The 22259-nt window shown below is 71.2% G+C and carries 18 protein-coding genes; 3 read left to right on the top strand and 15 right to left on the bottom strand.

The genetic code is table 11. The features are described 5' to 3' along the window. Positions 1–14: 14 nt before the first annotated feature. A complete protein-coding gene (locus tag CLV68_RS24330; protein ID WP_121393215.1) occupies positions 15–1859 on the bottom strand; it encodes an acetolactate synthase large subunit in 1845 nt (614 codons plus the stop codon). 336 nt (positions 1860–2195) lie between these two features. Here CLV68_RS24330 and CLV68_RS24325 point away from each other — a divergent pair, with 336 nt between their 5' ends. Next, positions 2196–2756, top strand: coding sequence for a PH domain-containing protein (locus CLV68_RS24325; RefSeq protein WP_170224554.1), 561 nt, complete (start codon positions 2196–2198; stop codon positions 2754–2756). A gap of 104 nt (positions 2757–2860) precedes the next feature. Next, on the top strand, positions 2861–4705 hold the full coding sequence (ilvD, locus tag CLV68_RS24320) for a dihydroxy-acid dehydratase (RefSeq protein ID WP_121393213.1): 1845 nt from the start codon (positions 2861–2863) through the stop codon (positions 4703–4705). Positions 4706–4771: 66 nt separating this feature from the next. Here ilvD and CLV68_RS24315 read toward each other — a convergent pair whose 3' ends face one another. The 8 genes from CLV68_RS24315 to gatC all read right to left on the bottom strand — a co-directional run bounded on the left by CLV68_RS24315 (position 4772) and on the right by gatC (position 13942). Further along, a complete protein-coding gene (locus tag CLV68_RS24315) occupies positions 4772–5470 on the bottom strand; it encodes a DoxX family protein (RefSeq protein WP_170224553.1) in 699 nt (232 codons plus the stop codon). A 71-nt stretch (positions 5471–5541) separates the two neighbouring features. Then, positions 5542–6450, bottom strand: coding sequence for a 2-hydroxyacid dehydrogenase (locus CLV68_RS24310; protein WP_121393396.1), 909 nt, complete (start codon positions 6448–6450; stop codon positions 5542–5544). 934 nt (positions 6451–7384) lie between these two features. Next, positions 7385–8287: a PQQ-dependent sugar dehydrogenase gene (locus CLV68_RS24305; protein WP_342772804.1), complete on the bottom strand. Its 903-nt coding sequence runs from the start codon at positions 8285–8287 to the stop codon at positions 7385–7387. A 326-nt stretch (positions 8288–8613) separates the two neighbouring features. After that, positions 8614–9498 carry an alpha/beta fold hydrolase gene (locus CLV68_RS24300; RefSeq protein WP_121393395.1) on the bottom strand — a complete coding sequence of 295 codons (885 nt, stop codon included), beginning with the start codon at positions 9496–9498 and terminating at the stop codon, positions 8614–8616. A 946-nt stretch (positions 9499–10444) separates the two neighbouring features. After that, complete coding sequence (gene gatB / locus CLV68_RS24295) at positions 10445–11947, bottom strand: Asp-tRNA(Asn)/Glu-tRNA(Gln) amidotransferase subunit GatB (RefSeq protein ID WP_281274690.1); 1503 nt, start codon at positions 11945–11947, stop codon at positions 10445–10447. Next, a complete protein-coding gene (locus tag CLV68_RS24290) occupies positions 11944–12135 on the bottom strand; it encodes a hypothetical protein (protein WP_092776697.1) in 192 nt (63 codons plus the stop codon). Before CLV68_RS24290 ends, gatB begins: the two co-directional genes overlap by 4 nt. Beyond that, a complete protein-coding gene (gene gatA / locus CLV68_RS24285) occupies positions 12135–13646 on the bottom strand; it encodes an Asp-tRNA(Asn)/Glu-tRNA(Gln) amidotransferase subunit GatA (RefSeq protein WP_121393210.1) in 1512 nt (503 codons plus the stop codon). The genes CLV68_RS24290 and gatA overlap by 1 nt, the downstream gene beginning before the upstream one ends. After that, a complete protein-coding gene (gene gatC, locus CLV68_RS24280; RefSeq protein WP_092776701.1) occupies positions 13643–13942 on the bottom strand; it encodes an Asp-tRNA(Asn)/Glu-tRNA(Gln) amidotransferase subunit GatC in 300 nt (99 codons plus the stop codon). Before gatC ends, gatA begins: the two co-directional genes overlap by 4 nt. 209 nt (positions 13943–14151) lie before the next feature. Between gatC and CLV68_RS24275 the strand changes: the two genes are divergently transcribed. Beyond that, the gene (locus CLV68_RS24275; protein ID WP_121393393.1) at positions 14152–14805 is read left to right on the top strand and encodes an ACT domain-containing protein; all 654 of its coding nucleotides are present in this window, start codon (positions 14152–14154) and stop codon (positions 14803–14805) included. 50 nt (positions 14806–14855) lie between these two features. Here CLV68_RS24275 and CLV68_RS24270 read toward each other — a convergent pair whose 3' ends face one another. The 6 genes from CLV68_RS24270 to CLV68_RS24245 all read right to left on the bottom strand — a co-directional run bounded on the left by CLV68_RS24270 (position 14856) and on the right by CLV68_RS24245 (position 22258). Then, positions 14856–15569: a 3-keto-5-aminohexanoate cleavage protein gene (locus tag CLV68_RS24270; protein ID WP_121393209.1), complete on the bottom strand. Its 714-nt coding sequence runs from the start codon at positions 15567–15569 to the stop codon at positions 14856–14858. Between the two features lie 104 nt (positions 15570–15673). Next, positions 15674–16174 carry a GNAT family N-acetyltransferase gene (locus tag CLV68_RS24265; RefSeq protein WP_121393392.1) on the bottom strand — a complete coding sequence of 167 codons (501 nt, stop codon included), beginning with the start codon at positions 16172–16174 and terminating at the stop codon, positions 15674–15676. A 468-nt stretch (positions 16175–16642) separates the two neighbouring features. Next, a complete protein-coding gene (gene ligA, locus CLV68_RS24260; RefSeq protein ID WP_246010077.1) occupies positions 16643–18880 on the bottom strand; it encodes an NAD-dependent DNA ligase LigA in 2238 nt (745 codons plus the stop codon). 38 nt (positions 18881–18918) lie between these two features. Further along, complete coding sequence (locus CLV68_RS24255) at positions 18919–19551, bottom strand: hypothetical protein (RefSeq protein WP_121393208.1); 633 nt, start codon at positions 19549–19551, stop codon at positions 18919–18921. Positions 19552–19586: 35 nt separating this feature from the next. Further along, positions 19587–20333: a succinate dehydrogenase/fumarate reductase iron-sulfur subunit gene (locus tag CLV68_RS24250; protein ID WP_121393207.1), complete on the bottom strand. Its 747-nt coding sequence runs from the start codon at positions 20331–20333 to the stop codon at positions 19587–19589. Continuing rightward, entirely contained in the window at positions 20330–22258 is a 1929-nt protein-coding gene (locus CLV68_RS24245) for a fumarate reductase/succinate dehydrogenase flavoprotein subunit (RefSeq protein ID WP_121393206.1), read from the bottom strand. Before CLV68_RS24245 ends, CLV68_RS24250 begins: the two co-directional genes overlap by 4 nt. Position 22259: the final 1 nt, after the last annotated feature.

Below are 22259 nucleotides of genomic sequence, written 5' to 3'. Positions count from 1 at the left end.
TCTGGTCCGCCGGGTCACGCTTCGTCGAACAGCGGCCGGATGCCGCGGGCGGCCATGATGTGGTCGTTGCCGGTGCCGGAGGCGACCATCGGCCACACCTGGGCGTCCTTGCCGACCACGAAGTCCACCACGACCGGGCGGTCGTTGATGGCCATCGCCCGGTGGATCACCGCGTCGACCTCGTCCCTGGTCTCGCAGCGCAGGCCCGCGCAGCCCAGCGCCTCGGCGAGCAGGGTGAAGTCGGGGATGCGGTGCTTGTGGGTGCCCAGGTCGGTCTGCGAGTAGCGCTCGCTGTAGAACAGGTTCTGCCACTGCCGGACCATGCCGAGGTTGCCGTTGTTGATGACCGCGACCTTGATCGGCGCGCCCTCGATGGCGCAGGTGGCCAGTTCCTGGTTGGTCATCTGGAAGCAGCCGTCGCCGTCGATGGCCCAGACCACCGCCTCCGGCCTGCCGAACTTGGCGCCCATGGCGGCGGGCACGGCGTAGCCCATGGTGCCCAGGCCGCCGGAGTTGAGCCAGGTGCGCGGGTTCTCGTAGCGGACGTGTTGCGCGGCCCACATCTGGTGCTGTCCGACGCCCGCGGTGTAGACGGCCTCGGGCCCGGCGATGGCGCCGATGCGCTCGATGACGTACTGGGGGGACAGGGTTCCGTCGCTGGGCCACTCGTAACCGAGCGGGAACGTCCCGCGCCACTCGTCGAGCAGCGTCCACCACGCGGTGATGTCGGCGGCGCCGTTGGCCCGCTCGGCCTTCACCGCGGCGATCAGCTCGACCAGGATCTCCTTGCAGTCGCCCACGATCGGCACGTCGGCGCGGCGGTTCTTGGAGATCTCGGCGGGGTCGATGTCGGCGTGCACGATCGCGGCGTCGGGGGCGAAGCTGTCCAGCACGCCGGTGACCCGGTCGTCGAACCGGGCGCCCAGCGCCACCAGCAGATCCGAGCGCTGCATCGCGCCGACCGCGGGCACGGTGCCGTGCATGCCGGGCATACCCAGGTGCTGGCGGTGCGAGTCGGGGAACGCGCCGCGCGCCATCAGGGTGGTGACCACCGGGATGCCGGTCAGCTCGGCGAGCTCCAGCAGCTCGGCGGAGGCGTCTGCCTTGATCACGCCGCCGCCGACGTAGAGGACCGGGCGCTTGGCCGCGCAGAGCAGCTTGGCGGCCTCGCGGACCTGCTTGCCGTGCGGGCGGGTGGTCGGCCGGTAGCCGGGCAGCCGCAGCTCGGGCGGCCAGCTGAAGGAGGTGGTCTCCTGCAGCACGTCCTTGGGGATGTCGACCAGCACCGGACCCGGTCTGCCGGTCTTGGCCAGGTGGAACGCCTCGGCGATGGTGCGCGGGATGTCGGCGGGGTCGGTGACCAGGAAGTTGTGCTTGGTGATCGGCAGCGTGATGCCGCAGATGTCGGCTTCCTGGAAGGCGTCGGTGCCGATCAGGCCGCGGGTCTGCTGGCCGGTGATGGCCACGATCGGCACCGAGTCCATGTTGGCGTCCGCCAGCGGGGTCACCAGGTTGGTCGCGCCGGGGCCCGAGGTGGCCATGCACACGCCGACCTTGCCGGTGGCCTGCGCGTACCCGGTCGCCGCGTGGCCCGCGCCCTGCTCGTGGCGGACCAGCACGTGGCGCAGCTTGGTCGAGTCGAGCAGCGGGTCGTAGGCGGGCAGGATCGTGCCGCCGGGGATGCCGAACACGATCTCGACGCCGACGGCCTCAAGCGAGCGGACGAGCGACTGCGCTCCGGTCACCCGAACGGGGGTTCCGGTCGGCGGCGCGGGCTTGGGCCGGGCAGGCTGCGCGGTGGCGGCGGCCGTCCCAGGGTTCGCTGCGGCCGGGGTGGGCCGCGATGGTGCGCTGGTCATCGGTTCTGCCTCGTGGGTCGAAGTGTTCTCGTGGGGCTCTACGGGATCCGGGGCGATTGCTGGGAAGTCGGACTATCGGTGGTGCGAGTACGGGCCTGGACACGAAAAAACCCCCGTCGACCACAGGGGTCGCACGAGGGTCGCGCGTTCGACGTCGGGAACTTCCGTCAGCGTCGAACGCGCGGCGGGAGTACGAGAATGGAGTGAGCTGGCACGTCGCAGACGCTAGTGCGTTCGGGGTAGAGCGTCAACTCTGCGGGACGGTGCTCCCGGATGGTGGACTGTGATTCGGGACCCGGAGGCGGCTGGCGGGCACCGCGGGTGCACCATCTAAGGGTGTCTGAGCAGCAGCAAGTGCCGTCCCGGCTGGTCTTCCGCGTACCCGGCATCGCCGTGCTGGCCGCGCTCCTGTTCGCGATCTGCGCGACCCCGTTCGCGTTCGCCGCGCCGGGCCTGGTCGCCGTGTACGTCATCCCCATCGCGCTGGTGGTCTGGGTGTTACGCGTGCGCACCACAGCCGACTCGAACGGGTTGGTGGTGCGCGAGGTGGTCAGCACGCACGCGCTGGCCTGGACCCTGCTCAAGGGGTTGCGGATCGACGCCAAGGGCCGGGTGGCCGCGGTGCGCTACGACGAGACCGAGATCGGGCTGCCGCACGTCAGGGCGCGTCACCTGCCCGCGTTGGCCCTGATCAGCGGGGGCAGGCTGGACGACCCCAGCGTGGGCCTCGGCGACGGCGGACCCGCCGACGAGCCCGAGGGCCAGGTGGTGGACGAGGTGGTCCCGGACGCGACCGCGGATTCCACCACCGCGAGCGCCACCACCAACCCCGGCGCCGACCCCGGCGCCGAGAAGGTCACCGAAGACACGGGACGCCGCGCGGCCGAACCGGAGTAGCCTGGGCGACACCGCTCCCCACTCCCAGGCCGACCCCGCACCACGGGCGTCCGCCAGGTAGTACCACGCAGTCAGACCCGCACACGTCGACCATTGGAGGAGCCGTGCCCGCGCTGCGCTCCCGCACCACCACGCACGGTCGCAACGCCGCCGGTGCCCGCTCGCTGTGGCGTGCGACCGGCATGACCGACAGCGACTTCGGCAAGCCGATCATCGCGATCGCCAACTCCTACACCCAGTTCGTGCCGGGGCACGTGCACCTGCGCGACCTCGGCGACATCGTGGCCGAGGCCATCACCGCCGCCGGTGGGGTGGCGCGCGAGTTCCACACCATCGCCGTCGACGACGGCATCGCCATGGGCCACAGCGGGATGCTGTACTCGCTGCCCTCGCGCGAGATCATCGCCGACTCGGTGGAGTACATGGTCAACGCCCACCAGGCCGACGCGCTGGTGTGCATCTCCAACTGCGACAAGATCACCCCGGGCATGCTCAACGCGGCCATGCGGATCAACATCCCGGTGGTGTTCGTCTCGGGTGGACCGATGGAGGCGGGCAAGGCGGTCGTGGTCGGCGGGGTCGCGCACCCCTCGTCCGACCTGATCACCACCATCGCCGCCTCCGCCAACAGCACGGTCGACGCCGCCGCGCTCGACGAGGTGGAGCGCTCCGCCTGCCCGACCTGCGGATCCTGCTCCGGCATGTTCACCGCGAACTCGATGAACTGCCTCACCGAGGCGCTCGGGCTCGCGCTGCCCGGCAACGGTTCCACGCTGGCCACGCACGCCGCGCGCCGGGACCTGTTCTCCCGCGCGGGGACCACGGTCGTCGAGCTGTGCAAGCGCTGGTACGAGCAAGACGACGAGTCGGCGCTGCCGCGCACGATCGCCAACCGGGCCGCGTTCGAGAACGCGATGGCGCTGGACATGGCGATGGGCGGGTCGACGAACACGGTGCTGCACGTGCTCGCCGCGGCGCAGGAGGGCGAGGTCGACTTCACCCTCGCCGACATCGACGCGATCTCCCGCAAGGTGCCGTGCCTGTCGAAGGTGTCGCCGAACTCCGACTACCACATGGAGGACGTGCACCGGGCGGGCGGCATCCCGGCCATCCTCGGTGAGCTGTGGCGGGCCGGGCTGCTCAACGAGGACGTGGCGTCGGTGCACAGCACCTCGCTCGCGCAGTGGCTGTCCGATTGGGACATCCGCGCGGCGAGCCCGACGGCCGAGGCGGTCGAGCTGTTCCACGCCGCGCCGGGCGGGGTCCGCACCACCAAGGCGTTCTCCACGTCGAACCGGTGGTCGTCGCTCGACACCGACGCGGCGGGCGGCTGCATCCGCGACTTCGACCACAAGCACACCGCCGACGGTGGACTGGCGGTGCTGCACGGGAACCTGGCCGAGCGCGGCGCGGTCATCAAGTCCGCGGGCATCGACGAGGACCTGTTCGTCTTCCAGGGCCCCGCGCGGGTCGTGGAGAGCCAGGAGCAGGCGGTGTCGGTGATCCTGGGCAAGAAGATCCAGCCGGGCGAGGTCCTGGTGGTGCGCTACGAGGGTCCCGCCGGTGGGCCGGGCATGCAGGAGATGCTGCACCCCACGGCGTTCCTCAAGGGTTCCGGCCTGGGCAAGAAGTGCGCGCTGATCACCGACGGCCGGTTCTCCGGTGGCTCGTCCGGGCTCTCGATCGGGCACGTCTCACCGGAGGCGGCGGGCGGCGGCACGATCGGGCTGGTCGAGGACGGCGACCAGATCCGCATCGACGTGCACGAGCGGACCCTGGAACTGCTGGTGGCACCGGAGGTGCTGGCCGAGCGGCGGGCGAAGATGGACGCGCGGGAACGGCCGTGGCAGCCGGTGGACCGGGTGCGGCAGGTGACCAACGCGCTGCGCGCCTACGCGCGGATGGCGACCGACGCCTCCACCGGCGCGGTCCGCGACCCGAGCCGCTAGTCGGACACGCGAAGGCCCCCGTCACCTGGTGTGGCGGGGGCCTTCTCGCTTGTGCGCGGAGCCGGGTCAGCGCAGGACGACGAGCGTGACCACGCTCAGCCCCGCGGCGATGATGAGGAAGATGAAGCCGAACGCCGGAGCCCGGCGCAGCCACGGGGTGTTGCGGTCGAGGGAGATCCGGCCCGCCCCGGCGAACAGCAGCGCGAACGCCGCGGCCGCGTAGATCGCCTCCAGTTCGACGCCACCCGCGAACAGGTCGATGTCGACCCGCACCCAGATGGCGTTGGCCATGACACCGAGCACCGCCGCCGCGGCCGCCGGGGTGAACAAGCCGAGGATGAGCAGGGCACCGGCGCCGAGCTCGGTGAACCCGGTGATCCAGGACAGCCAGGTGGCCTGCTGGAACCCGAGCGCGGCGAGCGCCTTGGCGAAACCGTCGATCCCCGGGCCCTCGAGCAGGCCGAAGACCTTCTGCAGGCCGTGGCCGACGAACAACGCGCCCAGGGTGACCCGCAGCACGAACAGCCCGAGGTCGGCGCCAAGGTGCCAGGCGTGCGGCTGGGGGTCGAGCACCTCCTCCCGGCCGCCGTGCCCGCTGTCGTAGTCGCTGTCGGTGGGACGCGGCAGGGCCGTGGTGGTGGCACCGCTGCCGTGGATGTCGTCACCGCTGGTGGGGGTCGCCGGGTACTTGCTCTCCGACGGCGTGAAATAGCCGCTGTCCGCGTATCCGCCGCTCTGGCGCGGGCGGTCGTCTTCGGTACTCACGCCCGCACAGTAAGCGATGGGTCAACCCCCCGCCGATCAATCAGGCGCTGCCCAGGGGATTCAGCTGGCGCCTAGTAGTCGCCGAGCACCAGGTTCGCGGGCTTCTCGCCCCGTACGTACCGCTCGACCTGCGCGGCGACGACCTTGTAGGCGCGCTCGTGCACGCCGGTGCAACTACCCGCGACGTGGGGGGTGAGCAGCAGCCCGGGCGCCGTCCACAGCGGGTGGCCTTCCGGCAACGGCTCGGGATCGGTGACGTCCAGCGCCGCCCGGAGCCTGCCGGAAGTCAACTCCACGAGCAGCGCCTCGGTGTCCACCACCGGCCCGCGCGCGGCGTTGACCACCACGGCGCGGTCGGGCAGCTTCGCCAGGAAGTCTCGATCAACGAGATGACGCGTCGCCGCGGTCATCGGCACCATCAACACCACGGCGTCGTGCTCCGGCAACAACTCCGGCAGTTCGTGAACGCCCCGCACCCCGTCACGCGCGGTGTTGGCCACCATCGTCACGTGCGCGTCGAACGCTTCGAGCTTGCGCCGCATCTGCTGCCCGAGGTCCCCCGCCCCCACCACGAGAACCCGCTTGCCCTGCAACGTCTCCGTCTGGTGCGAATCCCACCGCCCGGCCCGCCGACTGTCCTCGAACTCCCGGATGTCCCGGTAGACGGCCAACAACGCCGCCATCGCCCACTCCGCGGTACTGCCCCCGTGCGCCCCACCGCAAGTGGACAACATCACGTCCGCTGGCAACTGCCCCACCCACGCCTCAGCCCCCGCGGTCAACAACTGCACCAACCGAAGCCGCGGCAACCGCCCCACCAACCGAACCTTGTCCGCCGACAGGAACCCCGGCACCAACACCTCGGCGTCCACGGCCTCGACGGGCAGGTCATCCGGGTCGTACTGGACCACCCGAACCCCGCTCACCGCAGAGAGAGCGGCAACCCCGTGCGCATCAGGCACCAACACAGTCACGGTCACCACCCCACCCTACGTCCGCCCCACCCCCACACTCCACAAAGGCCCCTTCCGACTCCCCCCGCCTCGGCGGGATACCACCCGCCACGCCCCCTGCACCCCAACCTCCGCGCCGCGGTCAGCCCCCCGGCCTTGCCCCATCAACGGCCCTCGCAAGTCCCATGCCGGCCAACCCACATCGCGCAGCCCTGCCCCCACACAGCCTCTCGAACGCGCCGGCTTGAGTTGAGTCCACACAACCACGCCATCGCGGCCCCATGACCGAGCAGGCGCCCCCACCCGGCCCCCTAACCCAGCAGGACCTGCCCCACGCCACTTCTATCGCCACTCCCGGCCCCGCTGGTCTGCCCCACACCCCTCAGACCGCGCCCAGCCTCCGACCCCCACAGGCTGACCTACCGCCCCACACCACCCCGGCCCCCTGGTCCGTCCCGCACCCCTCGGACCGCACCCAGCCTCCAGCCCCCGCAGGCTGACCTACCGCCCCACACCACCCCCGCCCCACTGGCCCGCCCCGCACCCCCCGGACCGCGCCCCACCTCTAGCCCAAGACCTCGTCCCCAACCCCCACACCCGCCCACGTACCTCGCACAGGCTCACTACCTCGCACCGGCCCCACAGCCCCACACCGGCTCTCTCGCCCCATACCGAGTCCGTTGCCCCACGCCGGGCTCTTACCCCCACCGAACCCGCTTCGCGCGCCCGCGCCAGTCCGGCCCCAACCCCCACCCTCTCCGGGGGGCGTCCCAGGTCCCACTCTACCGGCACCCCCCGACAGAAGATCTTGAAACAGCCGCCCGAAGATCCACATGTGGACAACTTCTGTCCCTGAAACGGGTGAACTCAAGTCACCCACAGGCGCCACAACCGCTGGCCAGGAGCTCGAGCAGCGAGGGCGAGCGGCAAGCCGGGGGCAAGTCGTTCGGGAGTCAGGGAGCTAGTCGGCTCCGCCGCCGCCGCCCTGGGGTTGGACGAGGATGGCGATGGCGCGGTCGTCGCTGGAGACGGTGGGGCCGGTTTGGCGGTTGGTGGTGCCCGCGATGGCGATCTGCTCGGTCATCAGGTCGAGGCCGTCGACCTTGCCGAAGCCGTCCGGGGCGGCGAGGGCGATCTGGGGTTTGCCGGTGAAGGTGCCGTCGGGGGCCTGCGGGAGGTTCTCGAGGTGGCCCGCGGTGGCCATCGCGACCCACACCAGCTGCGAGGTCGCCGCGCAGCCCGCCACGCCCGGCTTCTCCGGCCACGACCACGCGGGGCTGCTCAGCGGCTTGCCCGGCGTCACCTTGTAGAGCACGTCCGCGGCCGCGGTGCGGTCGGTCACCCAGGTCTGGGAGCCGTCGAGCGACGCGCAGATCCCGCCGGGCGCGTGCAGCCCGGCCGCGAGCACCGCGCTGCCCGCCGTCGGGTTGCCCGGCGCGGGCTTGCCCTCACCGGTGATCCGCAGGACCTTGCCCGCGAGCGACTTCGGGTCGGCGGCGGCCGTCGGTGAACCCGCGTCCCCGGTCGCGAGGACGAGGGCGCCGCGGTGGTCGCGGGCCAGCGAGCCGCGGTTGCCGGTCGCGCCGCGGGGGATGCCGGTGAGCACGGGCTTCGGCTTGTCACCGGGCGCGATTCGGACCACGCGGTTGTCGGTCGGTGTCGTGATGTAGGCGAAGACCAGCTGGTCCTCGTCGTAGGTCGGAGACAGCGCGAGACCGGTAAGCCCACCGTCTGTGGACGCGTCAACGGGGACGGTGGCGAACACGGTCGGCTGGTTGTCCTTACGCACGAACAGGATTCGCCCTGTCTTGCGCTCTGCCACCAACGCGGTCGGGTTCGAACCGTCGCCAGGTAGCGCTGCCACGGCGACAACCGTGTCGAGGCAGGTAGCCAATACGGCCGGATGGAAGTCCTTGCACCCGTCGGGCGGAGGTACCTTCGTCGGCTCACCGCCAGGCTGTGCACCCTCGACCGCGCCGCTACGGCCACCAGTCTCAGGTTCGGGGGCAGCCTGAGGGGTCAACGGCGCGTTCGCCTGCCAACTGCTCGCGGGAGGCTGCTCGGCGAAGGTAGCGCAAGAGGACACGGCGAGCGCCACACACACCGCCGTGAACAGGCGAAACGGGGTACGCAGCACTCCAGCCATGATGCCCGACCTTACGTCCAACAAGGTGAATCCCCGGTGAGCAGCTACCGCCGCGCGCGCTCCACTACGGCGACCCGATCGACCAGTAGCTGCAACTCCTCGGCGATCACCTCGGGTGCCTCTAGCGGCAAGAAGTGACTGGTAGGCACTACACGCACCCTGGCCTGAGGTAGGCGAGACGCGGCCTTGGTCGCTTGTCTGGGGTCGGCGATGACGTCGAAGCGGGCCGCGAGCACCGTCACCGGGCAGGCGATGCCCGCGAGGTCCCGTGGCGGGATGTCGGCGAGCGCGAGGGCCAGCGTGACGTACCAGCGCCAGTCGTGGCCCAGGAAGCGGCGCACCGCCCGCGCGACGTCGGCCGGGTCGGCGCCGGGCAGCATGAACCCGCTGTGTTGCAGAAGCGTCGCCGTGATGCGATTGACCGGCACCCGGTGCAGCACGGCGTCGACCAACGGACCCGCGGCGCGCACCGCCACCGCGCTCCCGATCACCAACGGCCTGCGCACCGCGGCCGGTATCCCCAGTACGCCGAGCACCCCGCCGAAGAGGTCCCCCGGAACGCCCGCGGCCAGCAGCAACCCGGACACCCGCTCCGGATACCGCCGCGCCAACTCGGCCGCCACCATCACCCCGACCGACCACCCCATGACCACACACCGCTCGACCCCGGCCGCGTCCAACACCGCCACCGCGTCCGCAACGTGGTCATCCAACCCGATCCGCGTCGCAATATCCGGCCGATCCGACCCCATGGTGCCGCGGTGGTACCAACTCAGCACCCGAACCCCGGACGACGGCAACACCAACGCGGGCCAAGCCTCGGGGATCGTGCCCAACCCCGGACACAACAACACGACCGGCCCGTCGGACTCGGTGCACCACCCACGCAGCCTGGTCCCATCGGCCGCCCGCACATCGTGTTCCCGCATCACCGGCCAGTCTGCCGCACCACCCCCCCATTCCACCCACTTTCGCCCCGCCACCCATCACCCACCCATCCGTGCAGCCCCCAGCACATCGCCGACCTGCGCACACCCAGATTCCCGCTCGCGCTCATGTCCCCCGTTTCAGGGACAGAAGTTGTCCACATGTGGATCTTCGGGCGGCTGTTTCAAGATCCTCTGTCGGGGGGTGCCGGTAGGCTGGGACCTGGGACGCCCCCCGGAGAGGGTGGGGGTTGGGGCCGGACTGGCGCGGGCGCGCGAAGCGGGTTCGGTGGGGGCTAGAGGCCGGGTGTGGGGCAGGTGGGCTGGCGCGGGCTGTGGGGCCGGTGCGAGGTAGGTGAGCCGGTGCGAGGTACGTGGGCGGGTGTGGGGTTGGGGACGAGGTCTTGGGCTAGAGGTGGGGCGCGATCCGAGGGGTGCGGGGCGGGCCAGTGGGGCCGGGGTGGTGTGGGGCGGTAGGTCAGCCTGCGGGGGCTGGAGGCTGGGTGCGGGACGGACCACGGGCCTGGGTGGGGATAGAAGTGGCGTGGGGCGGTAGGTCAGTCTGCGGGGGTTAGAGGGCTGGTGCGGGGCGCGGAGCCGGTACGGAGCCAGTGAGTGTGGGTTAGAAGCCAGTCCGGGGTCGGCAGTCCGCTGTGGGGTGAGGCTGGCGTGGGGTGGATGACCGGCATGGGGTCGTCCAGGCTGGGGGCGGCTGGGCAGGGTGATGGGCTCGGCGCGGCTGTGCGGGGCCGATGGGGAACGGGGATACCCGAGGCGCGGCGGGAGAGGTCCGACGCAGGTGAGTGCGGCGCAAGGGGCCAGGGTTACCTGAGGGCTTGCCCGGTGCGGGCGTGCGCCAAGAGAGGCCAGTGCGGGCTGAGGGCGGGCAGGCAAGACGATGCCGCCCGGGCCCCCAGGGGGTGGGGGTGGGCGGCATCGGCGGGTGTGGCTAGGCGCCGCAGCGGGTGAGGATTAGTTCGCGGACTCGTTTGGCGTCGGCTTGGCCTTGGGTGGCCTTCATGACGGCGCCGACGATGGCGCCTGCGGCGGCGTGTTTGCCTTCGCGGATCTTGGTGGCGACGTCGGGGTTGGCGGCTAGGGCCTCGTCGACGGCGGCGTAGAGGGCCGAGTCGTCGGAGACGACCTTGAGGCCGCGGGTCTCGACGACGTGGTCCGGTTCGCCCTCGCCTGCGAGGACGCCGTCGACGACGTCGCGGGCCAGCTTGTTGGTGAGGGCGCCGTCGGCGACCAGGGCGATGACCCTGGCCACCTGCCCCGGCGTGATCGGCAGCGCGCCCAGGTCAACGCCGCGGGTGTTGGCCTGCTGGGACAGGTACGACATCCACCACGAGCGGGCCTCGGCGGGCGGGGCGCCCGCGTCGGCGGTGGCCGCGACCAGGTCGATGGCGCCCGCGTTGACCAGGTCCCGCAGTTCGAGGTCGGTCAGCGACCAGTCGGCCTGCACGCGCTTGCGGCGCTCGGCAGGCAGCTCCGGCAGCGTCCCCCGCAGTTCCTCCACCCAGTCCGCCGACGGCGCGATGGGCACCAGGTCTGGCTCGGGGAAGTAGCGGTAGTCCTCGGAGGTCTCCTTGCGCCGCCCGGCGCGGGTGGTGCCGGACGCCTCCTCGAAGTGCCGGGTCTCCTGCAGGATCGAGCCGCCCGCGGCCAGGATCGCGGCCTGCCGGGTCATCTCGAACCGGACGGCCCGCTCGACGCTGCGCAGCGAGTTGACGTTCTTGGTCTCGGTGCGGGTCCCGAACTCGGCGGCGCCGCGCTCCATCAGCGACACGTTGGCGTCGCAGCGCAGCGAGCCCTGGTCCATCCGCACGTCGGACACGTCGAGCGCCTGGAGCAGGTCGCGCAGCGTGGAGACGTAGGCGCGGGCCACCTCGGGCGCGCGCTCGCCGGTGCCCTCGATCGTCTTGGTGACGATCTCGATCAGCGGCACCCCGGCCCGGTTGTAGTCCAGCAGCGAGTGCTCCGCGCCGTGGATGCGGCCGCTGGTGCCGCCGACGTGCAGGGACTTGCCGGTGTCCTCCTCCATGTGCGCGCGCTCGATCTGCACGCGCACCACCTCGCCGTCGTCGAGGGTGACGTCGAGGTAGCCGTTGAACGCGATCGGCTCGTCGTACTGGGAGGTCTGGAAGTTCTTCGGCATGTCCGGGTAGAAGTAGTTCTTGCGCGCGAACCGGCACCACGGCGCGATCTCGCAGTTGAGCGCCAGCCCGATCCGGATGGCCGACTCGACCGCGACGGCGTTGACCACCGGCAGCGACCCGGGCAGCCCCAGGCAGGTCGGGCAGACGTGGGTGTTGGGCTCGCCGCCGAACTTGTTCGAGCAGCCGCAGAACATCTTGGTCGCGGTGGACAGCTCGACGTGCACCTCGAGGCCGAGCACCGGGTCGAACCGGGTGATGACCTCGGCGTAGTCCATCAGCTCCGCTGTGGTCACTTGGCCCTCCGGTAGGCGCGGACGGCGATGAGCACGCCGGTGATGGCGACGACGACGCTGCCGATGGCGTTGGCCAGCACCAGCTTGTCCTTGTCGGCGCGGGCCGCGGCGAACCCGCGGGCGGCGCTGGTGGCGGAGGTGACCGCGCTGACGATCCCGAACACGCCCTTGTACTTGGACCCGGCCATCAGTGCGCGACCTCCAACTCAGGAACACGGTTGATCAGTGGACCGCCCTGGGCGGCGTTGCGGGCGACCTCGTAGGCGGCGGCCACCCGGTACCCGCGCTGGTCCTGCAGCGCGGGCGACATGATCTGCAGGCCGACCGGCAGCCCGTCGGAGAGTCCACAGGGGACGCTCAGCGCGGCGTTGCCAGCCAGGTTGGACGGGATGGTGCACAGGTCCGCCCGGTACATCGCCATCGGGTCCGCGGTGCGCTCGCCGATCTTGAACGCCGTGGTCGGCGTGGTCGGCGAGACCAGCACGTCGACGCAGGCGAACGCGGCGTCGAAGTCGCGCATGATCAGGGTGCGGACCTTCTGCGCCGAGCCGTAGTAGGCGTCGTAGTACCCGGCGGAGAGCGCGTAGGTGCCGAGGATGATGCGGCGCTTGACCTCGGCGCCGAACCCGGCCGCGCGGGTCAGCGACATGACCTCCTCGGCGCTGCGGGTGGCGTCGTCGCCGACGCGCAGGCCGTAGCGCATCGCGTCGAAGCGGGCCAGGTTGGACGACGCCTCGCTCGGCGCGATCAGGTAGTAGGCGGGCAACGCGAGGTCGAAGCTCGGGCAGGACACCTCGACGATCTCGGCGCCGAGCGCGCGCAGCTGGTCGACCGCGGCGGTGAACGCCTCGGCGACGCCCGGCTCGTAGCCGTCGCCCGCGAACTCGGTGACCACGCCGACCTTGACGCCCTTGAGGTCGCCGTTGGCGCCCTCACGAGCGGCAGCGACAACGGGCGGCACCGGTGCGTCGATGGAGGTCGAGTCGAGCGGGTCGTGCCCGGCGATGACCTCGTGCAGCAGAGCCGCGTCGAGCACGGTCCGCGCGCACGGGCCTGCCTGGTCCAAAGAGGACGAGAAGGCGACTAGACCGAACCGGGAGACGGTCCCGTAGGTGGGCTTGACGCCGACCGTTCCGGTAACCGCGCCGGGCTGGCGGATAGAGCCACCGGTGTCGGTGCCGATCGCCAGTGGTGCCTCGAACGCGGCGAGTGCGGCGGAGGAACCGCCACCGGACCCGCCGGGGATGCGGTCGAGGTCCCACGGGTTGCGGGTGGGGCCGAAGGCGGAGTTCTCGGTGGACGAGCCCATCGCGAACTCGTCCATGTTGGTCTTGCCGAGGATCACCACCCCAGCGGCCCGCAACCGCTGCGTCACGGTGGCGTCGTAGGGCGGCTGCCAGTTCTCCAGGACCTTGGAGCCGCAGGTCGTGGGCGCGCCCTGCATGGTGAGCACGTCCTTGAGCGCCAGCGGTACGCCTGCCAGCGGCGACGCGGCGGGAAGGCCCGCGGCGGCGTTGTCGTCAACGGCCTTGGCGGCGGCTAGAGCGCGCTCGGTGTCGACGTGCAGGAAAGCGTGCACGGCGTGGTCGACCGCGGCGATGCGGTCCAGGTGGGCCTGGGTGACCTCGACCGCGGAGACCTCCTTGGCGGCGATCTTGCCCGCGATGTCGGCCGCGTCGAGGCGGGTCAGCTCGCTCATGCTTCCTCCCCGAGGATCCTCGGCACGCGGAACCGGCCGTCCTCCACCGCGGGCGCGGCGGCGGTGGCCTGCTGCTGGGTGAGCCCCGGGCGCACGACGTCGGCGCGGAAGACGTTGGTCAACGGCACCGAGTGCGACGTGGGCGGGATGTCCTGGTCGGCGACCTGCCCGACCTGGGCGACCGCGGCCACGATCTGGTCGAGCTGACCTGCGAACAGGTCCAGTTCCGCTTCGGTGACGGCCAACCTGGCCAGGCGAGCGAGGTGGGCTACCTCGTCGCGGGAGATGCTGGGCACTCGACGAACCCCCGGGGTTGTCTGTGATAGGACCTGGTGAGTCTATTTCGCGCGGTTCGGCAACCCCGAACGGGTTGTTCCGAGCGCGCCGCGGTGCTAAACCGGTGCCCGGTGGCAGCCGGGGCGACGCGGCCGGGGTCTGCGACAATCGGCGGTCGAGGAAATCCGCGCGTCCGCGCGGGGGTTGCTGAGTGCGGGAGGCGTTCGCCTTGTCGTTCCTGATCCGGGTGCAGCTCCCGGACAGCCCGGGCACCCTGGGCGCGGTCGCGACCGCGCTCGGCGCCATCGGTGCGGACATCCTCAGCGTCGACGTGGTGGAACGCGCGGGTGGGGTCGCCATCGACGACCTGGTGGTGGAGCTGCCCGGCGGCAGGCTGCCGGACGTGCTGATCACCGCGGCCGAGTCGATCGACGGGGTCGAGGTGGACGCGGTGCGCCCGTACGCCGGGCTGCTGGACACCCACCGCGAGCTGGAACTGGTCGAGGACGTCGCGGCCGACCCGCGCGACGGGCTGGCCATCTTCGCCGCGGGCGTCCCGAGGATCATCCGATCGGGGTGGGCGCTGATCGTCGCCGCCACCGCCGAGGGCGCCACCCGGCTGGCGGCGAGCACCGCCGCGCCCGACATCCAGACCATCACCCTGCCGTGGCTCCCGCTGGCCCGCGCCACCGTCCTCGACGGCGAGGAGTCGTGGGTGCCCGCGACCTGGCGCGAGCTCGGCACCGAGCTCGCGGCGACGCCGTTGGGCAAGCCGGACCGCGTGCTGCTCGTCGGCAGGCCCGGTGGCCCGATGTTCCGCGCGGCCGAGGTGGCCCGGCTGGCCCATCTGGCGGGCATCGTCGCGGTAGTCCTACCGGATTGATGGAGCGGTAGTCCTACCGGATTGATCGAGTGGCAGTCCTACCGGACTGATCAGGACTGGACCGCGGTCCGTTCCAGCGCTGCCCGGACCAGGGCCGCGTTGTCGGCGGCCGGGCTTCCGTCTGGCAGGTGGAGGGTGTCCTCCAGGCCGATGCGGGTCGCCAGGCCGCGGTGGACGGCCGCGGTGAGCACGGGCCAGGTGGAGGCTTCCTCGCCGTGCAGCAGGACCGGCAGCGGCACCCAGTCCAGGGCGTCCAGGAGGGGCTCCGGCGCGGCGTCGGCGCGGACCTCGGCCAGGACCCGGATCGCGGCTGGCGGGAGGCCCTGGGCGCGGAGGGTGGCCGCGGCGGGCGGGTCGAAGACGCCCAACTCGACCGCGACGCCCGCCGAGTGCAGGGCCGCGCAGACCTCCCACCAGCCGTCCTCGTGGACGTTGACCGAGGCGAAGTCGGGACGACCGGCGGCCAGACCGGTCCAGGCTGCGACCAGAGCGGCTCGGCGACGTGGGTCTGGTTCGACCCAGGCGCCGGTGGTGACGCCAACGGTGGTGGTTGGCACTGCCGCGCGGACAGCGGCCACGGTGGCGGCCAGTTCGGACCCGAGCAGCGTCGTGCGGCCGGTGGCGTCCCGCGGGTGCAGGTGCACCGCGGTGACCCCGAGCGCGGCGACGTCGGCAGCGGCTGACGCCACCTGCGCCGCGGTCACCGGGACGGCAGGGTGGTCGGCGGGTGAGCGCTCACCGTTGAGGCACGCCTGGAGCTCCACCGGGCCAGTGAAGCAGAGGCCGAGGGTCTCCACCTGTTGCCACTAGCCCGGATGGACGCACGCGGGACGACTTTTCCGCCCAGGACACACCGCAGGTAGGGCGCTCACACGTCCAGGGTGTAAGCGATGAGTTGGACCTCTGGGCCGGGGTGCCAGTCGCGGCTGGGTAAGCGGGTGAAGCCGAGGCGTTCGTAGAGGCGGTGGGCTGGGGATAGCGCTGCCGGGCTGCACAGGACTACCCGTTCCAGGCCCAGTTCGCGGGCTCTGGCGATTACCGCGCGTACGAGCAACTCCCCCACTCCCCTGCCGCGCGCGGGGGCGGCGACGGCGAGCATGCGGAGTTCCAGTTCGCCCGCGCGGGAGATCTCGGCGAACGGGGTGCCGGGCAGCGCGACGGTGACCGTACCGAGCAGACACCCCTCCCGGTTCGCGGCCACCAGCAGTTCGGCCGACCGCAGCCGCGCCTCGGCGTCGGCCAGCAGCGTGGCGTACCCGGACCCGCCCCCGTCCCCCGGGTACCCGACCGCCCGGTACGCCTCCACGGTCAGCGCACCGACCCGCCGCACCTCGTCCGACCGCGCCTGGCGCACCACCAGGTCAGCCACCTCAGCCACGCCTCGCCTCCCACGTTCGTCGTGTCGTCCCGGTGCGATCCCGGCGCCGGGTTCGACGCGGGAAACCCCACCGGACTCCTCCGACGCCCCAGCCCGCGCGCGGTTGCCTGTCCCGCGCGCCGACCGGTCCGACCGGATCCGGTCGCGCACCACCGCGCGCGACCGGCCACTCACCCCATCCCGGACCGTCGACTCCGACCGTGCCCCAGCCAGATCCCCCTCCGCCCGCCGACACCGGGCCGCAGCACCGGCCCGCTCCCCCCACCCTGCCAAGGGATCGCGACCCTGCCAACCACCCGGCACAGCGGATTCGCGACGCGTTGCGGCGGGCGCCCCGGTGGCCGAACACCGCTGTCCACCGCGCTCACACGGATGGCCCAGCACGGGAGCGTTCCCGTACGCGCCGGTACCGTCCCGGCGGGAAAAAGGTTGACTGCGCAACCCTTCCGACTGGACGCATCAGTCCTCGGTGGACTCCACCGCCCCCTGCTCGACCTCGGCGCCGTCGGGGTCGGCGGCGGCGTCGGCGTCGGCGTCGGCGGTGGCGTCGGCGTCGGCGGTGGGGTCGCCGATGGTGGCCAACCCGGTAGCGGCCCGCGGTCCGTCGGCGAGCAGCACCCGGAAGCCGTCCTCGTCGAGCACCGGGACCTTGAGCTGGACGGCCTTGTCGTACTTGGACCCCGGGGCGTCGCCGACCACCACGAACGCCGTCTTCTTCGACACCGAGCCCGACGCCTTGCCGCCCCGGACCAGGATGGACTCCTTGGCCTCGTCGCGGGAGTAGCCGGTGAGGCTGCCGGTGACCACGATCGAGAGGCCCTCCAGCGTGCGGGGGACGCCCTCGTCGCGCTCGTCGACCATCCGCACCCCGGCGTAGCGCCACTTGTCGACCACGTCGCGGTGCCAGTCGACGGCGAACCACTCCTCGACGGCGGCGGCGATGGTCGGCCCGACGCCCTCGGTGTCGGCCAGTTGCTGCTCGTCGGCCGCCTCGATCGCCTGGATCGAGCCGAACGCCTGGGCCAGCGCCCGCGCCGCGGTCGGCCCGACGTGCCGGATCGACAGCGCGACCAACACCCTCCACAGTGGACGGTCCATGGCCGTCGCCAGGTTGGCCAGCAGCTTGCGGGCGTTGGCGGAGAGCTCACCGGACTTGGTGCGGAACAGGTCGACCTCGATCAGGTCGTCCTCGGTGAGGGAGAACACGTCGCCCTCGTCCGCGATCACGCCCGCGGCCAGCAGCGCGCCCGCAGCCTCATAGCCGAGCACCTCGATGTCGAAGGCGCCGCGGCCCGCGAGGTGGAACAACCGCTCGCGCAGTTGCGCGGGGCAGGTCCGCGCGTTGGGGCAGCGGATGTCGGCGTCGCCCTCCTTCTCGTAGCGCAGCGTCGTGCCGCACACCGGGCACTCGGTGGGCATCTCGAACTCGCGCGCGTCCTCGGGTCTGGCCTCGATGACCGGGCCGAGCACCTCGGGGATGACGTCGCCCGCCTTGCGGATGACCACGCGGTCGCCGATCAGCACGCCCTTGCGCTTGACCTCGCCTGCGTTGTGCAGGGTGGCCATCTCCACCGTCGAACCGGCGACCTTGACCGGCTCCATGACCGCGTACGGGGTGACCCGCCCGGTGCGGCCGACGTTGACCCGGATGTCGATCAGCGTGGTGGTGGCCTCCTCCGGCGGGTACTTGTAGGCGATGGCCCACCGCGGCGCGCGGGACGTGCTGCCCAGCCTGCGCTGCAGGGACACCTCGTCGATCTTGACCACGACGCCGTCGATCTCGTGCACGGCGTCGTGGCGGTGCTCGCCCCAGTGCTTGATGTGCGCCGCGAGCTGGTCCGCGGAGTCAAGCAGCTTGGTGTGCTCGGAGACCGGTAGGCCCCACGCGGTCAGTGCGCGGTATGCCTCGGACTGCGCCGTTGGCTCGAACCCGACCCTCTTGCCGAAGCCGTGGCAGATCATCCGCAGCGACCTGCTCGCGGTGATCTTCGGGTCTTTCTGCCGCAGCGAGCCCGCCGCGGTGTTGCGGGGGTTGGCGAACGGCGGTTTCCCGGCCTCGACCAGGCGGGCGTTGAGCTCGGTGAAGTCCTCGACGCGGAGGAAGACCTCGCCGCGCACCTCGACCAGCTCCGGGATGGGGAACTCGGCGCTGGGGGTGAGCCGCTCGGGGACGTCGCGCATGGTGCGCACGTTGAGGGTGACGTCCTCGCCGGTGCGGCCGTCGCCGCGGGTGAGCGCGCGGGTGAGCCTGCCGTTCTCGTAGAGCAGGTTGATGGCGAGGCCGTCGATCTTGAGCTCGCACAGGTAGTGCGCGGCGGCGCCGACCTCCTTGGTGACCCGGTCGACCCAGGAACCGAGCTCGTCGACGTCGAAGGCGTTGTCCAGGCTGAGCATCCGCTCCAGGTGGTCGACGGCGACGAACTCGGTGGAGAAGGTGCCGCCGACGCGCTGGCTCGGCGACTCGGGGGTGACCAGCGCCGGGTGCCGCTGCTCGATCGCCTCCAGTTCGCGCAGCAGCGCGTCGAACTCGCCGTCGGAGATGGTCGGCGCGTCGAGCACGTAGTAGCGGAACTGGTGGCCGAGCAGCTCCTCGGCGAGCACGGCGTGCCGCGCACGGGCCTCGGCGGGCACGTCCTCGACGCCCTCGGCCTCGGCTCCGGGGGCGTGTCGCGGGAGGTCCTGATCAGCACTGGTCACCCGTGCAGAGTAGCGAGGGGGACCGACAACCCGCGTCCTCAGCCCGCCAGCCGGTGGATGAGTTCACGCAGGTCAAGCAGGTCGATGGTGTCGGCGGGGGCGTCGAGGGCGGCCTCGACCCTGCGCAGCCGCCGACCGGCCAGCCGCTCACCCAGGGTGGCGTCGAGGGGCAGGAACGTCATCGCGGAGCGGGCCGCCGGGTCGAGTTCGCGGAGCAGCGGGTGGTGCACGGCGACGTCGACCACTCCGGCCTCTTCGTCGACCTGGGCGTGCACGCGAACGTCGGCCAACCGGATGCGGTGCGGGCCGAGGTTGACGGTCACCTCGGTCGGGTCGGGCACAGGTGGGACTGAGTCGTGGAACTCCCAGATAGCGTCATCCGGCGGCGCTACCGCTTTCCAGGCATCGGTGAATGGCCGCAGTCTCGGGTCCTCTTGGCCGGAGATGACAAGCGCGTAGATGGACCTACCGCCGCGTTCGAGGGCGAAGTGCAGGTCTGGGTGCAGGTCGGCGACGAGGTCGCACAGCTGGTTCTCCACGCGATGCGGCTCACCTTCGCCGAGAGCGGCCGCGACCTCCGGCAGCAGTTCGTGCCACCTTGCCCAGAACCGGTCCGCGAGCGCCTCCGGTTCGAGGGGTTCGGGTTGTGGCTTCCTGCGGAACCAGCTCATCCGCCCATCTTGGCCTAGCCCTCATGTGAGCCGCCCTAGCCCGCGCGCAGGGCGGCCGAGAGCACGTCGTGGTTGAGGCGGGAGATCGTGGATAGCGGGATGCCCTTGGGGCAGACGGCTGCGCACTCTCCGGTGAGTGTGCAACCGCCGAAACCTAGGTCGTCCTGGGTCTCCACCATGTCGCGCGCGCGGGTGTACCGCTCGGGCTGCCCTTGCGGTAGGACGCCGAGGTGGGTGGCCTTGGCGGCGGTGAACAACATCGAGGAGCCGTTGGGGCACGCGGCGACGCAGGCCCCGCAGCCGATGCAGGCGGCGGCCTCGAAGGCGGAGTCGGCGTCGGGTTTGGGCACGGGGAGGGCGTGCGCGTCTGGGGCGGCACCGGCCCGGGTGGAGATGTAGCCGCCCGCCTCGATGACGCGGTCGAGCGCGGTGCGGTCGACGACGAGGTCTCGGAGCACGGGGAACGGTGCGGCCCGCCAGGGTTCGACCACGATCGGGTCGGCCGGGTCGAACTGGCGCATGTGCAGTTGGCAGGTCGTGGTCGCCTTGCCCGGGCCGTGGGCGACACCGTCGATCATGACGCCGCAGGCGCCGCAGATGCCTTCGCGGCAGTCGTGGTCGAAGGCGACGGGGTCGTCGCCTTCGAGTTGGAGTCGCTCGTTGAGGACGTCGAGCATCTCCAGGAACGACATCTCGGCGGTGACGCCATCGATCTCGTAGTCGACGAGCTTTCCCTTGGCTGTTGGGCCTGTCTGTCGCCAGACCCGCACTCGGTACTTCACTTGTAACTCCTCACGGTGGGCCTGACGGCCTCGAAGCGCAGTTGCTCGCGGTGCAGCACGGGCGGCTCACCGACCCCGGTGAACTCCCACGCCGCCACATAGGAGAAGCGGTCGTCGTCGCGGCGCGCGTCGCCTTCGGCGGTCTGGCTCTCGACGCGGAAGTGACCGCCGCAGGACTCGGTGCGGTGGAGCGCGTCGACGCACATCAGCTCGGCCAGTTCGAGGAAGTCCGCGACCCGGCCTGCCTTCTCCAGGGCTTGGTTGAGCTCGCCGCCGGTGCCGGTGACCTTGAGCCGACGCCAGAACTCCTCGCGCAGGGAGGGGATGCGTTCGAGTGCCTTCCGCAAGCCGTCTTCCGACCGTTCCATGCCGCAGAGGTCCCACATGAGCCTGCCCAGCTCGCGGTGGAAGGACTCGGGTGTGCGGTCACCGTTGATGGTCAGGAGGGTGGAGACGAGTTCGCGAACACCGTCCTCGGCTTCGTCGACGGCGTCGGGGTCGACGGAGCCGAACGGGCCGTCGGCGAGGTAGTCACCGATGACGGCAGGGAGTACGAAGTACCCGTCGGCGAGACCTTGCATGAGCGCGCTGGCGCCGAGGCGGTTGGCACCGTGATCGGAGAAGTTGGCCTCACCGATGACGAACAAGCCAGGAATGGTGCTGCGCAGGTCGTAGTCCACCCAGAGTCCGCCCATGGTGTAGTGCACGGCGGGGTAGATCCGCATCGGGACCTGGTACGGGTCCTCGTCGGTGATGCGGTGGTACATCTCGAAGAGGTTCCCGTAGCGGGCAGCGACAGTCTCCCTGCCGAGTCGCGCTATGGCGTCGGCGAAGTCGAGGTACACACCGAGCCCACCCGGACCCACTCCCCTACCGGCGTCGCACGCGGCTTTCGCCGCGCGTGAGGCGATATCGCGCGGGACCAGGTTGCCGAAGCTCGGATAGATCCGCTCCAGGTAGTGGTCACGCTCGGATTCGGGGATCTGGTCGGGCGGTCGACTGTCTCCCGCCTCGACCGGTACCCATACCCGGCCATCGTTGCGCAGGGACTCGCTCATCAACGTCAGCTTTGACTGGTGGTCGCCGCTCACGGGGATGCAGGTGGGGTGGATCTGGGTGTAGCACGGGTTCGCGAAGAGGGCTCCGCGTTTGTGCGCGCGCCAGATGGCCGTGGTGTTGCAGCCTTTGGCGTTGGTCGAGAGATGGAAGACGTTGCCGTATCCGCCGGTCGCCAGGACTACCGCGTCAGCCAGGTGGGTCGTGACCTCGCCGGTGACCAGATCGCGCACGACGACACCGCGCGCACGCCCCTCCGAAACGACGAGGTCGAGCATCTCAGTTCGGGGGAACGACTTGACGCTACCTGCGTGGACCTGCCGCGCAAGCGCTTGATACGCGCCGAGCAAGAGCTGCTGACCGGTCTGCCCGCGCGCGTAGAACGTGCGTGACACCTGGGCGCCGCCGAAGGATCTCGTGTCCAGCAGTCCGCCGTATTCGCGGGCGAATGGCACGCCTTGGGCGACGCACTGGTCGATGATGCTCGTGCTCACCTCGGCAAGGCGGTGCACGTTGGACTCACGGGATCGGAAGTCGCCGCCCTTGATGGTGTCGTGGAAGAGGCGGTGCACGCTGTCACCGTCGCCCGCGTAGTTCTTGGCGGCGTTGATGCCACCTTGCGCGGCGATGCTGTGTGCGCGTCTTGGGCTGTCCTGGTAGCAGAACGACAGCACGTTGTAGCCGAGTTCGCCCAGGGTGGCGGCGGCAGAGCCACCTGCCAGGCCAGTGCCCACGACGGCAATGGTCAGCTTGCGCCGGTTGGCCGGGTTCACCAGTCGGGCGGAGAAGCGCCGTCGCTCCCACTTTGTCTCCAACGGGCCTTCCGGGGCGCGTGTGTCAGCGATCGGGTCGCCGTCGCGGTAGAGCACT

The sequence above is a fragment of the Actinokineospora cianjurensis genome (assembly GCF_003663795.1).
Taxonomy (GTDB): Bacteria; Actinomycetota; Actinomycetes; order Mycobacteriales; family Pseudonocardiaceae; genus Actinokineospora; species Actinokineospora terrae.
Note: the sequence above shows the minus strand (reverse complement) of the source record. Positions and strands in the feature narration are given on the sequence as shown.